The 15230-nt window shown below is 41.4% G+C and carries 12 protein-coding genes; 8 read left to right on the top strand and 4 right to left on the bottom strand.

The window, feature by feature from the left end; genetic code table 11:
- From accD to accB, 3 genes are read right to left on the bottom strand one after another with little or no spacing between them, the layout of a single operon-like run.
- A complete protein-coding gene (accD, locus tag IWB18_RS02160; protein ID WP_408626547.1) occupies positions 1 to 843 on the bottom strand; it encodes an acetyl-CoA carboxylase, carboxyltransferase subunit beta in 843 nt (280 codons plus the stop codon).
- 7 nt (positions 844 to 850) lie between these two features.
- Entirely contained in the window at positions 851 to 2197 is a 1347-nt protein-coding gene (accC, locus tag IWB18_RS02155; RefSeq protein ID WP_195681955.1) for an acetyl-CoA carboxylase biotin carboxylase subunit, read from the bottom strand.
- A gap of 1 nt (position 2198) precedes the next feature.
- Positions 2199 to 2657 (bottom strand): acetyl-CoA carboxylase biotin carboxyl carrier protein, encoded by a 459-nt coding sequence (gene accB / locus IWB18_RS02150; protein ID WP_195681954.1) that lies wholly within the window; start codon positions 2655 to 2657, stop codon positions 2199 to 2201.
- Positions 2658 to 2784: 127 nt separating this feature from the next.
- On the opposite strand from accB, the gene fabV reads away from it, so the two are divergent.
- The 3 genes from fabV to IWB18_RS02135 all read left to right on the top strand — a co-directional run bounded on the left by fabV (position 2785) and on the right by IWB18_RS02135 (position 7038).
- On the top strand, positions 2785 to 3981 hold the full coding sequence (fabV, locus tag IWB18_RS02145; protein ID WP_195681953.1) for an enoyl-ACP reductase FabV: 1197 nt from the start codon (positions 2785 to 2787) through the stop codon (positions 3979 to 3981).
- 113 nt (positions 3982 to 4094) lie between these two features.
- Entirely contained in the window at positions 4095 to 6317 is a 2223-nt protein-coding gene (gene recD2, locus IWB18_RS02140) for an SF1B family DNA helicase RecD2 (RefSeq protein WP_195681952.1), read from the top strand.
- A complete protein-coding gene (locus tag IWB18_RS02135; protein WP_195681951.1) occupies positions 6310 to 7038 on the top strand; it encodes a ComF family protein in 729 nt (242 codons plus the stop codon). The genes recD2 and IWB18_RS02135 overlap by 8 nt, the downstream gene beginning before the upstream one ends.
- Here the strand turns inward: IWB18_RS02135 and murB are convergent, their stop codons facing one another.
- Entirely contained in the window at positions 7039 to 7953 is a 915-nt protein-coding gene (murB, locus tag IWB18_RS02130; protein WP_195681950.1) for a UDP-N-acetylmuramate dehydrogenase, read from the bottom strand.
- A 148-nt stretch (positions 7954 to 8101) separates the two neighbouring features.
- Here murB and IWB18_RS02125 point away from each other — a divergent pair, with 148 nt between their 5' ends.
- The 5 genes from IWB18_RS02125 (at position 8102) to IWB18_RS02105 (ending at position 15208) form a co-directional block, all read left to right on the top strand.
- Positions 8102 to 8836 carry a PHP domain-containing protein gene (locus IWB18_RS02125; RefSeq protein ID WP_195681949.1) on the top strand — a complete coding sequence of 245 codons (735 nt, stop codon included), beginning with the start codon at positions 8102 to 8104 and terminating at the stop codon, positions 8834 to 8836.
- A gap of 5 nt (positions 8837 to 8841) precedes the next feature.
- Positions 8842 to 9711: an RNase adapter RapZ gene (rapZ, locus tag IWB18_RS02120; protein WP_195681948.1), complete on the top strand. Its 870-nt coding sequence runs from the start codon at positions 8842 to 8844 to the stop codon at positions 9709 to 9711.
- Positions 9626 to 10693, top strand: coding sequence for a gluconeogenesis factor YvcK family protein (locus IWB18_RS02115; RefSeq protein WP_225877738.1), 1068 nt, complete (start codon positions 9626 to 9628; stop codon positions 10691 to 10693). Before rapZ ends, IWB18_RS02115 begins: the two co-directional genes overlap by 86 nt.
- Before the next feature lie 14 nt (positions 10694 to 10707).
- Positions 10708 to 11646 carry a DNA-binding protein WhiA gene (gene whiA / locus IWB18_RS02110; protein WP_195681947.1) on the top strand — a complete coding sequence of 313 codons (939 nt, stop codon included), beginning with the start codon at positions 10708 to 10710 and terminating at the stop codon, positions 11644 to 11646.
- 103 nt (positions 11647 to 11749) lie between these two features.
- Positions 11750 to 15208, top strand: coding sequence for a DNA polymerase III subunit alpha (locus IWB18_RS02105; RefSeq protein ID WP_195681946.1), 3459 nt, complete (start codon positions 11750 to 11752; stop codon positions 15206 to 15208).
- The last annotated feature ends 22 nt before the right edge of the window (positions 15209 to 15230 follow it).

The raw sequence follows: 15230 nt of genomic DNA, 5'->3' as shown, positions 1-15230 counted from the left end.
TTATTCACCTCCATGGATCTTAAGGATTTTTGAAAGTGTCCGTGTCATGTCTTTTCTATGGACGACTTTGTCTAAAAAGCCGTGGTCTTGAAGAAATTGGGCACTTTGAAATCCTTCAGGCAGATCCTGTCGGATCGTTTGCTTGATGACCCTCGGACCGGCAAAGCCTATCAAGGCTCCTGGTTCGGCCAATATGATGTCCCCAAGCATGGCAAAACTTGCAGTGACCCCACCGGTGGTCGGGTGGGTCAAAATGCTTATGTACAAGAGGCCTTCTTCAGAGTGCTTTTTCAGCGAGCTGCTGACCTTTGCCATTTGCATTAGCGAGACAATGCCCTCCTGCATCCGTGCACCGCCTGATGCGCAAAATATGATGAGGGGGATCTTGTGTTTTATCGATTTTTCGATTGCTCGAGTTATTTTTTCTCCTACCACGCTTCCCATGGAACCCATCATGAAATTTGAGTCCATTACGCATACGACCGATCTTTTTCCTTGAATATCTCCATAACCGGTGATGACGGCTTCTTTAATACCCGAAGCTTTGGAAGCCTTGGCAAGCTTGTCTTCATATGTAGGGAAATCAAGAGGATTGCCTGTCTTTATATGTCTGTTGAATTCTCTAAAGGAACCGGGGTCTAAAGTTATTTCCAAACGTCTGTAGGCTCCTATGGGGATGTGATGACTGCATTTAGGACAGACATCCAGGTTCAACTTCAAATCTTCATAGTATATCATGTCATTGCAGTTGTCGCACTTTGTGTAAAGCTGCTGAGGCACATCCTTTTGTGTAAATTGTTTAGCATTGAATTTCTTTTGTTTTCCAAATAATTTAAACATTATATCAAACCTATCCGATTATTTTATTTACAAAACTCGTACTTATATCGCCTTCCAGAAAATCCGGATGGTTCAAAATTCGTTTTTGAAGAGTTGCATTGGTTTTGATCCCACCGACCACAAGTTCATCCAAAGCCCGTTTCATTTTATTGATGGCTTCGTTTCGAGTAGGACTCCAGCAGATTATTTTGCATAGCATGGAATCATAAAAAACCGGGATTTTATAACCGGGATATATATGGGTATCAACTCTAACACCGTTTCCGCCGGGTAGATGCAAATCCGATATGGTTCCGGCGCTTGGGGCAAAATTATTTTCGGGGTCTTCGGCATTGATCCTGCATTCTATGGCATGCCCCCGAACGCTCAAATCCTCCTGGGTAAATGTCAATTTCTCGTTTTGAGCGATTCGTATCTGTTCTTTAAGAAGATCGACACCTGTTATCATTTCTGTAGTAGGATGTTCGACCTGAATACGTGTATTCATTTCTATAAAATAATAGTTGTTATCCATGTCAAGCAAGAATTCAACAGTTCCGGCACTATAATAATTTATCGCCTTGGCTGCAGCTATGGCACTGTCGCCCATCTTTTGTCTAAGGGACTCTTGAACACAGGAAGACGGAGCTTCTTCGATCATCTTTTGATTGTTTCTTTGAATGGAGCATTCCCTGTCGAACAAATGAACAGTAGTTCCAAATTTGTCGGCCAGGATTTGGAACTCCACGTGTCTTGATTCGCTAATGTATTTTTCGATGTAAACGGAAGAATCTCCGAAAGCATTCTGCGCTTCATTTTTTGCCTGAGTAACAAAACTTTCCAATTCTTCTTTAGTGTTGACAATACGCATTCCCTTGCCTCCGCCTCCCATGGAAGCTTTAATGATGACGGGGAATCCGATTTTTTCAGCTACATCGTAGGCTTCGGATATGTCCGAGATAGGACCGTCAGAACCTGGGATGACCGGTACTCCGCTTTTGATCATCAGATCCCGGGCTGTAGACTTGTTTCCCATGTTTAAAATGGCTTGAGAATCAGGGCCGATAAAGGTTATCTTGCACTCTTCGCACATTTTTGCAAATCTGCTGTTTTCAGAAAGAAATCCGTATCCAGGATGTATGGCGTCCACTCCAAGAGTTACGGCTGTACTGAGTATTCTTTCCATATTAAGGTAACTGTCTTTTGGCGAACCTGAACCTATGCATATGGAATAATCAGCTAAAGCTACATGAAGGCTGTCTTTGTCGGCAGTCGAGTAAACTGCTACCGATTCTATGTCCATCTCTTTCAATGCTCTGATGATCCGTACGGCGATTTCGCCTCTGTTGGCAATTAGGACTCTTGTAAAAGGGGCCATGTCAGTTGGTCCTTTCTATTATCATGAGTGTCTGGTCATATTCTACGATGTCCTGATTCGATACAAGTACTTCTTTGACGATTCCATTCCAAGGGCTTTTTATTTCATTGAAGACCTTCATGGCTTCCAGGATGCATACGACTTCGCCTTCTTTTACGGTATCGCCGGGGCGCTTAAAAGGAGGCGCCTCGGGGGAGGCGGCCTCATAATAAATGCCTACCAGTGGGGAAGTGATTTTTACTGTGTTTTCAGACATGGATTCAGTAGTGCTTGCGGGAACTGCAGGCACTGAATGAATTTGCCCTATTACATTCTCAGGAAGGGTAACAGCCTGAGAAGCTGTGATATTAGCTGTTTTTTTTACTATATTCATTTCAAAATCTGCTTCTTTTAAATAGAAGTCCGTAATATTGCTGTTTTCAAGTTTTTCGATGATGGATATTATTTCATTTAATTCCAAGTGTAAGCCTCCTAAAAAATTACATCTTATTTTGACAATCAAATTCTTTGACAATCAAAGTATATTTGCAATATAATACAAAGTAATTGAATTGTCAACCTAAAAAGAAATTCTGGAGGGAATATTAATGATAATAAAACCGGTTGTAAAAAACAACATTTGTGTAAGGGTCCATCCTATTGGATGCAAGGAAAATGTGAGAAGGCAAATAGACTACGTAAAGGAGGCGGGAAAGTTTAAGGGGCCGGAAAAAGTGCTGATTATCGGCGGTTCTTCAGGTTACGGTCTGGCAAGTAGAATAGCATTGGGATTTGGCTGCGGCGCTTCCACTATCAATGTATCTTTTGAACTGCCGCCGAAAGGGAAATCAAAAACAGGAACAGCCGGATGGTGGAACAATGTCTTCTTTCAACAATTTGCAAGAGAAGAGGGTCTGGAGTTTAAAGATTTTGTAGGAGATGCGTTCTCTAAGGAAATGAAAGATCAGGTCATAAGTTACATCAAGGACAAATACGGGAAAATAGATCTGCTGATATATAGCCTGGCGTCAAACAGACGTACAGATCCTACAGACGGGACAACGTACTCATCTGTTTTAAAGAGCATAGGGGAAGAAGTAAGAGGGTATTCTATAGATATAAACAGTCTTAACCTCAAAGAAGAGGTAATGGAAGCGGCTACGGAAGAGGAGATCCAGGACACAATAAAAGTCATGGGCGGTGAAGACTGGAAAATGTGGGTGGACATGTTGGAAGAAGAAGGAGTCCTGGCAGAAGGATTCAAGACCATCGCTTACACATATCTTGGATCAAAAGCAACTTATCCTATTTATAAGGACGGGACAATAGGACAGGCAAAGAAACATCTTGAAAAAACGGCAAGTATCCTACAGGCGAGCATTGGTGAAAAATATCATGGAGAAGCGCTTATATCTTCCAGCAAGGCGATAGTGACCAAAGCCAGCATATACATACCCATATTCCCCGTTTACGGCGCAGTTTTGTACAAGGTAATGAAGGAAGCGGGAACCCACGAGGGAGAAATCGAACAGAAGTACAGACTCTTCAGAGATATGATATATGGGGAAAACAGGATTGTTGATGAGAACGGCAGGGTTCGTCCCGACAATTTGGAATTGGAAGAAGAGATACAGAACAAAGTTGAAAGTATCCTCAAAGATGTGACAAATGAAAATGTGAGGGATATCACAGATATTGAAGGCTTTGTTGAAGACTTTATGAAGATAAACGGTTTTGAATTCGACAACGTCGACTACGGCGAAGATGTCGATTTGGAGGAATTGGCAAAAATAGAACTGGTTTGATTTAAAATGGATCCCTGATATTGGGATCCATTTTTCACTTTGGGAACTGAAAAAAGCTGAAAGCAGGGGACATTGTGATATAATTTACCTTACAACGACAAGGGAGATTTTTAATGGAAAAACTGTCCGGATATATACACAACATAATATACAGAAATGAGCTCAACAACTTTACGGTGATGGATCTTGAGAGCGGAAACAATCTCATAACGGTTACAGGAACTTTTCCCGGCCTTAATGAAGGAGAGTACATCACGATAAAGGGAGTTTGGACCGATCACCCCAGTTTTGGCATGCAGATGAAGGCGCACAGCTTCAAAATAGAAGTGCCAGAGACATTGGAAGGCATGGAGAAATACCTTGCATCAGGTTTGATCTCGGGCATTGGTGAAAAAAAAGCCAGACTGCTGATAGACAGATTTGGAGAAGAGGTTTTGGACATAATAAGATATAATCCTCAAAGACTTACAGAAGTTGAAGGGATCGGGACCAAGACAGCTGAAAGGATTTCCGATTCCTTTAACGAGCATCGGGAAGTTATGGATATAATTATGTTTTTGGGGGAATACGGAATTTCCTCATCACTGGCCATGAGAGTGTATAAAGTATATAAGGAAAACACAATAAGCGTAATAAAGGAAAATCCCTACAAAATGATCAGGGATGTTCACGGCGTGGGATTCAAGATCGCAGACGAAATAGCTATGAGCATGGGGATTGAGGAGTTTTCTCCTTTCAGGATAATGGCCGGTGTAAAATACATACTTCAAAGCTGCTACAATGATGGAAACATGTTTATGGAAGAAGAAGAACTTGTGGATAAATCAAAGAGAATTTTAAACATAGATGAAGACACTGCTTTCAATCATCTGGAAGAATTGACTCTTCAAGGTGAGGTTAAGTTGCAATTGATAGAGGACAGGCGGGTCTACTATACCCTGCCCTTGTTTATGGCCGAGGAAAATGTGGCCGAAATGATCTCTTCCATATCCGAATACAGATATGAAAACGAAATAATAAACGTAGATAGGATAATAGAGGGATTCGAGAAGGAAAACAATGTGGATTTGGATCAAATTCAAAAAGAAGCGGTAAAGGCATCCATCGACAACGGTGCGGTCATCATTACAGGCGGACCTGGAACGGGAAAGACTACCATAATAAAGTGTATCCTGGAAATTTTCGAAAGTCTGGATTACAATATCGCACTGGCGGCACCTACAGGCAGAGCGGCCAAGAGAATGAAGGAAGCTACTGGGTTTGAAGCCAAGACTATACACAGGATGTTGGAATATGGCTACTCTGAGAACGAAGAGGATCAGACATTTGACAGAAACGAAGACAACCCCCTGGAACAGGACTTGATCATCGTAGATGAAGCCTCTATGATCGACATACTTCTGATGAATCATCTGCTGAAGGCTATCAGGCTTGGAACCAGACTAATACTCGTGGGAGATATAAATCAGTTGCCCTCCGTAGGCCCGGGAAATGTTTTGAAGGATTTGATAGAAAGCCAAGTAGTGGAAGTCGTAAAACTCGAGAAGATATTCAGACAAGCTCAGGAAAGTATGATAGTGGTCAATGCCCACAGGATCAACAAAGGTGAGATGCCCATTGTCAACAACAAGGAAAAGGATTTCTATTTCATAAATTGCGCTACAGGAGAAAAAATAAGACAAACCATACTGGACATATGTACGCACAGGTTGAAAAATTACAATAATTACGACTTTTTCGAAGACATACAAATAATCACTCCCGTAAAGAAGGGAAATACGGGAACGTACGAATTAAACAAGCTCATGCAACAAAATCTGAATCCACCTTCGACCGGAAAGGAAGAAGCCAATTTTTCGGGGAATCTTTTCAGAGTGGGAGACAAGGTGATGCAGACCAGAAATAATTACAACATCGACTGGACCGATCTTATGACTCAGGAGAAGGGGCAGGGTGTGTTCAATGGCGATATAGGTATCATTAAAGAGATAAATCAAAGAGATAAATTCGTTACAGTACTATTTGATGAAGAGAGAAAGGTGGTATATACCTTTGATCAAATGGATGAACTGACACTTTCATATGCAATAACCGTCCATAAAAGTCAGGGGAGCGAGTTTCCTGTCGTTGTCATGCCTGTATTCAAAGGCCCAAGAATGCTGCTTAATCGAAATCTTCTTTATACCGCCATAACCAGGGGCAAGGAGATGGTGATACTGGTAGGACACAAGTCGTATTTGCAGGCGATGGTTCAAAATGTTAATACGGTGATGAGAAAATCAGGATTGAAGCAAAGGATCAAAAATAGCCTTCTGGAGGATCGATCATTTGATTGAAAAGATTCTGTTTATTGAAAACGGCTACTGCCCCACATGCAAGAGAGTTTTGTTTTTTACTGAAGATCACATGTGCCAAAAATGCCTTGAGAGCCTTGAGGCCATCCGATTGAATCGTTGCTTGAAGTGCGGTCGTGAGATATTAAATCCGGGGATAAGGGCATGCAGGGATTGTATTTCCATGGAATACAAATTTAATCGGGGATTTTCCGCATATGGGTACGACCACAAGATAAAGGATATCATATACCTGATGAAATTTGGGAATCGACCGGGTTTGTGCAGATTTGCCGGAAAGATGACATACAGAAAACTGGAAAAGGAAAACAGACTGGGATTCATTGAAGATAAAGATCTGATCATTCCTGTGCCACTGTCAAAAGCGGGATTAAATGAGAGGGGATACAATCAGAGCGAGCTGCTTGCCCTGGGCTTGACAAGCCAGTGGAATGTCAGCGAGGCAGCTAATATTGTCCACAGCAATAACCTCATCAAAATAAAGGAGACCGCCCATCAGCGGGATTTGAATCGGCGGGAAAGGCTCAAAAATGTGGTCGGTGCATTCAAAATAACAGACCCCGAAAAAATTCGAGGTCAAAATATCTTGTTGGTTGACGATGTTATGACTACAGGTTCAACTTTAAATGAATGTTCGAATGTTCTAATGGGTGCCGGAGCAAAAAATGTGGACATACTCGTTTTTGCTTCCGTGGACGACTGATCACTCTTCGCCAATGATTTTTACTTCGGGTTCGAGGATCACATTGAAACGGGCTTTGACTGTATCGTGAATATGATCGATCAGAGCTGTTATATCTGAGGCTGTTGCATCACCTTTGTTTATCACAAATCCGCAATGTTTACAGCTGACTTGAGCTCCGCCGATGGAGAAACCTTTCAAATCACAGTCTTCGATCAATTTACCTGCAAAATGACCGGCAGGTCTTTTAAAAGTGCTGCCGGCGCTGGGCATGTCCAGCGGCTGCTTGGATTTTCTTCGTTGATCGAAATCATCCATCTTTTCCTTGATGGCTTTCTGGTTGCCGGATTTCAACTTGATTTTTGCAGACAGCACGATTAGATTTCTTCGCTGTACGGCACTAGTCCTGTAGCCAAAATCCAATTCGCCGTTGATCAGCTCGTGGATGTTGCCATCCATATCCAGCCCTCTTGCGCTGATAAGGACATCTTTGATCTCACCGTCGTAGGCGCCTGCGTTCATCGTTACCGCTCCACCTAAAGTTCCAGGTATGCCGCCGGCAAACTCAAAACCTTCAAGAGAATTTTCATGAGCTATTCTGGAGATCCTGGCCAGGGAAGCTCCGCTTTGGCATTCGATCGTATCTCCTACAAGGGTGCAATTTGCAAAATTTTTGGATAATTTTATTATGATGCCGTGGTAACCCTTGTCTCTTACCAGAAGATTGCTGCCGTTGCCCATAATGTAGTAGGAAGTGCTGTTTTTCTTGCAGACCTCTATTATTGACTTGACTTGGCATTCATCTTCAGGTAAAAGCAACAAGTCGGCTTTTCCGCCGGCTTTGAATGAAGTGTGATCTTTCATTTGTGCATTTTCAAGAATTTGGTCTTCCCTTAAAAAGGTTGACAATTCGCTATATATAAATGTATTTGACATTTTTATTTCCTCCGAAATCATATGTGGACAAAGTCCAGAACTATTATATAAATTATGGGCATATTAATCAAGGAAGAAATTAGTTGTCTTTATGAATACGGCAATCTGTAATATAATATAATATAATCAGTGGTAGGAGGAGAGATTTATGAAAATCAATGCCGATCTGCATACACACACGATTTTTAGTCATGGAAAGGGAACAATAGAAGAAAATGTCCTGCAGGCGATCAAACTTGGATTGAAGAAAATTTCCATAACCGATCATGGAAGCGGTCATTTGTTTTACGGCGTTAAAAGGCAGGATTGGGCAAAAATGCGAGCCGAGGTCGACAGGCTCAAGATAAAGTATCCTGAAATTGAAATAGATCTTGGAGTTGAAGCCAACATCATTTCCATGGATGGAACCATAGATGTTAAAAAAGAGGAAGAGAAGTTTTTCGATGTTATAAATGTTGGGTATCATTACGGAGTAGGAATTAAAAAAATCTCAGACTTTTTTGGTTTCTACATCTTAAATTTGTTGGCCAAGGGTTTTCCGGCATTACGCAAGAGAGCAAGAGACATAAATACAGCCGCATTGGTATCAGCCATGGACAGATACAAAATAAACATGATAACCCACCCTGGAGCCAAGGTTCCCGTGGACATGGACAAGATAGCTAAAAAAGCTGAACAGAGGAAGGTTATTTTGGAGATCAATTCCCACCATCTTCATTTGACCGAGGCCGACTTGAAAAAAGCCATGAAGTACAAGGTTCGATTTGCAGTCAACAGTGATGCGCATCAGGTAAATCACATAGGCTTGGTCGATGAAGGTTTGAAGATCGCAGAAAAGGCGGGTGTGGATCCGGGCAAAATAGTAAACGTGGAGAAGAGTTGATAGAGATGAGATTTGTTATAATAACCGGATTATCGGGTGCAGGAAAGAGTCAGACCCTGAGAGCATTTGAAGATTGGGGATATTTTTGTGTAGATAATCTACCCCCAAAACTTATACCCACTTTTTTTGAACTTTGCAGCAGAGCGGACAGCAACATTGAAAATGTGGCTGTTGGAGTTGATATCAGAGGCGGAGTTTTTTTTGATGACTTTGAAAATGTTATCGAAGAGATGCATTATAGAAAGTTCAAGTTTGAGATATTGTTCCTGCAGGCGGGAGATGAGGTCTTGGTTAAAAGGTACAAGGAGTCAAGACGAAAGCATCCGTTGGCAGCGGAGTCGAGAGTATCGGTGGCATTAAAACTGGAAAGGGAAAAACTCAGGAAGATCAAACAAAGAGCGGATCACATAATCGACACATCAAATTTAACAGTTAAAGCCCTTAAGGAAGAGCTTTCCAAAGTGTTTCTTAAGGATATGCCTTCCAGTGGAATGTTGATCAATGTACTCTCGTTTGGATTCAAGTACGGCGTACCGCTGGATGCGGATTTAATGTTCGACGTAAGGTTTCTGCCTAATCCCTTTTATGATGAACATTTAAGGGCGCTTACGGGCAATGACAAGGCCGTTCAGGATTATGTTCTTAAATTCGATCATACCCTTGATTTCATAGACAAACTTGTGGATATGCTTGAGTTTTTATTGCCTTATTATGAGGAAGAGGGAAAGTCGCAACTCGTTATAGCCATAGGTTGCACCGGAGGACAACACAGATCGGTTACCATAGCAAATGTATTGCATCAGAGATTACAAAAAAATGGAAGATGGTCTATGGTCGACCACAGAGATATCAAAAAACATTTGGATGAAGAGTGATATGAGAGACATAGTTAAAAAACACAGTAAAAGAGTCGTGGTGATCGGTGGCGGTACGGGAAGCTCCGTTATTTTGAGAGGCTTTAAAAAGTACACTGAAAACATAACGGCAATAGTGACAGTAGCAGATGACGGAGGCGGTTCGGGTGTACTGAGAGAAGATCTTGGAATGTTGCCTCCTGGAGATATAAGAAGTTGCATTTTGGCTTTGGCTGATGAAGAGGGCATAATGCAGAAATTGCTGAATTATCGGTTTGAAGAGGGAATGCTCAAAGGTCAGAGTTTTGGGAATTTGTTTATTGCCGCCATGAACGGGATCAGTGGGAATTTTATGGAAGCAATAAGAAGCGTCAGCGATGTAATGGCCATTAAGGGAAGGGTATTGCCGGTTAGTCTGGACAAAATAATTCTAAGGGCAAAGTTGACAGACGGAGAAATGGTAGATGGGGAATCCCACATTCCCCAGAGGGCGATAGAAAAAAATACAAAAATCCAAAAGGTTTCTATTCACCCTTCAAACGTAAAACCGCTGGATGAAGCCATAGAAGCGATCATAAATGCCCAAGCGGTCATTATAGGGCCGGGAAGTCTGTATACAAGCGTTATACCCAACTTGCTGGTGGACGGAATAGAGGATGCATTGAGAAGGACGGAAGCAGAAATATTTTATATATCCAATATTATGACTCAACCGGGCGAGACTGATGATTATGACGTTTGGGATCATGTGAGAGCCATAGAGACTCATTTGAGAAAACCAGACGAGACGATTTTCGATTATATAGTTGTCAACAGAGACATAGAACCGGGAGAATCTTTGGATACTTACCGTATGGGTGGTTCTCAAAGAGTCAGGTTTACAGAATCGGAATTTATGAATCATCGCTATAAGTTGATCCTTGGGGACTTTGCTCAAGTGAAAAGCAATTATATTCGACACGATGCGGACAAGTTGGCGGAAGCCATACTCGAAAAAGTATAAACGGAGAGTGAATAATGAGTTTTTCATCAAAGGTAAAAAATGATTTGTGCAGAATAGAACACATAGGCTCAGAAACCTTGGCGGCAGAACTTTCCGCACTTATTCATATGGGAGGAAGCCTTAAATTTTCCGGCCCAGGAAGAATTACTTTTCAGATCAAAACTGAAAACGCCGCTATCGCCAGACACGGATTCAAATCGATCAAAAATCTGTACGGTGTTGAGGTCGAAGTTCGAACTGCAAAGAACAAACAATTCAAAAATAGAAATGCTTATATAGTAGAAGTCGTGTCCCCTGAGGAATCCATGAAAATCCTGCTTGACTTGGGAATAATAGGAAATGTGGAAGGCTACACTACGTTTATGGATGTGATCCCGGAACGATTTGACAAAGGCAGAGAAACAAGAAAGGCATATTTGAGAGGAGCTTTTTTAGGAGCAGGATCCATATCGGATCCTGAAAAAGGCTATCATCTGGAGTTTTCCACCTCGAATTATGAATATGCGAGACAGCTTTCAGATATAATAAATTCCTTTGATTTAAATTCCAAGATCATCTCCAGAAAAAACAATCACGTAGTCTACCTTAAAGACTCGGAGCAAATAGTAACACTTCTGAGTGTAATAGGAGCTCACGGTGCTCTTCTTGAAATCGAAAATATACGAATCATGAAGGGCATGAGAAATAATGTAAATCGGATAGTAAACTGCGAAACGGCCAATTTGACAAAGACGGTGGAAGCAGCTTGGAAACAAATTGAGTGCATTGAGAAAATAAAAAATGCGGTGGGACTTGACAAGCTTCCGCCAAACTTGAGGGAAATCGCCGAATTGAGATTGAACAATCAAGAGGCTTCTTTAAAAGAACTTGGAGACATGATGAGCCCCCCCATGGGCAAGTCAGGTGTGAATCACAGACTTAAGAAGATAGAAGAATTTGCTGCAAAGATTTAAAGCGGGACAATTGTGACCCGGCGGTATAAAATGTTGACGAGATAGAGATTAATTACTATAATAACTTATGAAATCGGTGAAAGACCCGAGAAAGGATTTATAAATGGGAAATTTTGCGCATCTTCATTTGCACACTGAATATAGTCTGCTGGACGGATTTTGCAGGATCAAAGACCTGGTATCTTCAGCCAAGGAAGCCGGGATGAAAAGCCTGGCCATTACGGACCACGGCGTCATGTTCGGAGTCGTCGATTTTTATAAAGAGTGCAAAAAACAAGGCATAAAACCCATTATAGGTTGCGAAGTGTACATAGCTCCCAGAAGCATGGAAAGCAAGGAATCTAAAATCGACTCAAATCCCTATCACTTGGTTCTTCTGGCAAAAAACAGGTTGGGATATGAGAATTTGATGAAGATCGTATCGGCTGGATTTGTGGACGGATTTTACTACAAACCCAGAGTGGATCGAGATTATTTGCGTAGGCATTCTGAGGGGCTGATTTGTTTGAGCGCATGTCTGGGGGGCGAAATACCAAAAGCCATTACAGGACAGAATATGGAAAAAGCTTTGGAAACCGCCAAAGAGTATCGTGAGATTTTTGGTGAAGATTTTTATCTTGAGCTTCAAAACCACAATATACCGGAGCAGAAAATAGTCAACCGACAGTTGGAAATAATTGCTGAAAGGCTAAACATACAACTGGTTGCGACGAATGATGTGCATTATGTACATAAGGAAAATGCAAGAAGTCATGATATACTTTTATGTATTCAAACAGCCACAAATGTAGATGATCCCGACAGAATGAAGTTTCCCAACAGCGAATTTTACCTTAAAAACAGGGAGGAAATGGAACGGTTATTTCCCAATAATCATCAGGCACTTGACAATACACAGATTATTGCTGATAAATGTGATCTGGATTTTGATTTTTCCAAGATCCATCTGCCCAGATTTCCGTTGCCAGAAGGAGTAGATCCAGGAAAGTTCCTGGCGGATCTTTGTCACCGGGGAATAAGGGAAAAGTATGGAATACAAGATCAAAATCTGTTGAAGAGACTCGAGTACGAACTGAGCGTTATAGATAAAATGGGCTACAATGATTATTTTTTGATCGTATGGGACTTCATCAAATACGCGAAAGACAACGGCATAATGGTAGGTCCGGGAAGAGGAAGTGCAGCAGGGAGTCTGGTTTCCTACGCATTGGATATAACGACCATAGATCCCATCAGGTACAATCTTATATTTGAGCGATTTTTAAACCCTGATCGAATATCCATGCCGGATATCGACATAGATTTTTGCTACGAGAACAGGCAAAGAGTGATCGATTATGTGGTTGAAAAATACGGTAACGACCACGTGGCACAAATCATAACTTTTGGAACAATGGCCGCAAGAGCTGCAATCCGGGATGTAGGCAGATCCATGAACATACCTTACAGCAAGGTTGATAAAGTAGCAAAGCAAATACCCATGGAACTTGGAATGACCATAGAAAAGGCATTGCAAACAAACCACAAGTTGATGGAAATGTGTGAAGAGGACGAAGAAACCAACGAATTGATAAAAATGTCCAGATCAGTAGAGGGTTTGTCCAGGCATGCTTCGACTCATGCAGCAGGAGTGGTGATCTCAAATAAGCCGGTAGTTGAACATGTGCCCTTGTACAGAAACAACGATAGTATCACAACCCAGTTTACAATGACCCTGCTGGAAGAACTGGGATTGTTGAAGATGGATTTTCTGGGACTGAGAACTTTGACTGTGATCAGGGATGCAGTGGACAACATAAAAAAAAGCAGAGGTATCGAGATCGATATCGATAATTTGGATTATGATGACAGGGAAGTTTACGATCTGATATCAAGCGGAGACACTCTTGGTGTATTTCAACTGGAGAGCCCGGGTATGCAGAAATTCATGTCCAACCTCAAGCCCGACTCATTTGAAGATATTATTGCGGGTATCTCACTTTATAGACCGGGACCAATGGAACAGATACCCACGTACATAAGAAATAAAAAAAGTCCGGAGAGCATAACGTACGTGCATGAAATCCTCAGAAATATTCTCGATGTCACGTACGGATGCATGGTATATCAAGAGCAAGTAATGCAAATAGTAAGAGATGTTGCCGGTTATTCCATGGGTAGAAGCGATTTGGTTAGAAGGGCCATGTCCAAAAAGAAGATGGATGTAATGGAAGCCGAAAGAAGGGTTTTCATTTATGGAGAAATCGATTCTTCGGGCAAACAAATTGTGGACGGAGCGGTAAACAGGGGCGTTGCCCCAGAACAGGCCAACAAGATTTACGATCAAATGATCGACTTTGCAAAATATGCATTTAACAAATCACATGCAGCCGCTTATGCGGTGATAGCATATCAAACGGCCTGGCTTAAGAAACATTATCCTGTTGAATTCATGGCAGCCTTGCTCACCAGTGTCAAAGGCAACGAAACAAAGGTCGCCCAATATATAGCAAACGGCAAGAAAAACGGTATAGAAGTGTTGCCACCGGATGTCAATGAAAGTTTTGAAAATTTCACCGTAATCGGAGATAAAATAAGATTTGGATTGGCTGCTGTCAAAAATGTTGGAGAGAACGCAGTAAAAAGCATCATGGAAAAACGGAAGGAAGGATCTTACTTGTCTTTCGGGGATTTTTGCAGGCGTTCCGATTTAAAAATCATCAACAAAAGAGCTTTTGAGAGTCTGATAAAGTGTGGTGCGTTTGACTCTTTTGGAATTTTCAGATCTCAACTGATGAATAGTTTTGAAAAAATGATAGAAAGTATACAAACAGACAGAAAGTACAAGATCGACGGACAAATATCCCTGTTTCAAATCAACGAAACATTGGTAGATAATAATGAAAAGTATCCTGACATCCCTGAATTCGAGGAAAGTTACAAATTGACTATGGAAAAGGAGATGCTGGGGCTGTATATAACAGGGCACCCTCTGGAGCCTTACAGAGATGTTTTAGAGAAAAAGTGCAGTTTAAACGGCGGATTGGCAGATAATTTGGATGAATTGCTGGAAGCTGGGATAAGGGATGGGCAGTTGGTGACTATCGGAGGAATAATAACGGCAAAGAAAAATCTCGTCACTAAAAACAGCAAGACGATGTGCTTTTTAACGATAGAAGATCTGTATGGTGTCATCGATACTGTTGTATTTCCCACTTTGTACAAAAAATACGAACATCTATTGGAAGTGGACAACAAGGTGATAATCAAAGGGAAGATAAATATCAGCGAAGACCAACCATCTTCCGTTCTTTGTGAAGAGATGGCCTTGCTTGAAGGATTAAGAAAGAAAGATACTTTTCAAGGTCTGCAAATATCTGTATCCAATCTGCAAGATGGACGTATCGACAAGATCAAGGAAGTCTTGACCAAATACAATGGAGATAAGCCTGTAGTTCTACATTGCAGGGAAGACAATAAAAGGTATAAGGCAAATAAAGCCCTTTGGGTTTGTGAAAATGGTAATATCATAAGAGAGCTTGACAATATTGTCGGCAAAGATAATGTTGAGATAATTAAGTAGAAAATTCCATGGGAGGTTTAAT

The sequence above is a fragment of the Alkalibacter mobilis genome (assembly GCF_015594845.1).
Classification (GTDB): domain Bacteria; phylum Bacillota; class Clostridia; order Eubacteriales; family Alkalibacteraceae; genus Alkalibacter; species Alkalibacter mobilis.
This window is presented reverse-complemented; position numbering and strand designations above follow the sequence as displayed.

Bases quoted from the DNA above. Each gene is read 5' to 3' on its own strand.
- recD2 (WP_195681952.1), top strand. From the start codon at position 4,095: ATGGAAAAACTGTCCGGATATATACACAACATAATATACAGAAATGAG.
- IWB18_RS02125 (WP_195681949.1), top strand. From the start codon at position 8,102: ATGAAAATCAATGCCGATCTGCATACACACACGATTTTTAGTCATGGA.
- whiA (WP_195681947.1), top strand. From the start codon at position 10,708: ATGAGTTTTTCATCAAAGGTAAAAAATGATTTGTGCAGAATAGAACAC.
- fabV (WP_195681953.1), top strand. From the start codon at position 2,785: ATGATAATAAAACCGGTTGTAAAAAACAACATTTGTGTAAGGGTCCAT.
- accC (WP_195681955.1), bottom strand. From the start codon at position 2,197: ATGGCCCCTTTTACAAGAGTCCTAATTGCCAACAGAGGCGAAATCGCC.
- IWB18_RS02115 (WP_225877738.1), top strand. From the start codon at position 9,626: ATGTATTGCATCAGAGATTACAAAAAAATGGAAGATGGTCTATGGTCG.
- rapZ (WP_195681948.1), top strand. From the start codon at position 8,842: ATGAGATTTGTTATAATAACCGGATTATCGGGTGCAGGAAAGAGTCAG.
- murB (WP_195681950.1), bottom strand. From the start codon at position 7,953: ATGTCAAATACATTTATATATAGCGAATTGTCAACCTTTTTAAGGGAA.
- IWB18_RS02105 (WP_195681946.1), top strand. From the start codon at position 11,750: ATGGGAAATTTTGCGCATCTTCATTTGCACACTGAATATAGTCTGCTG.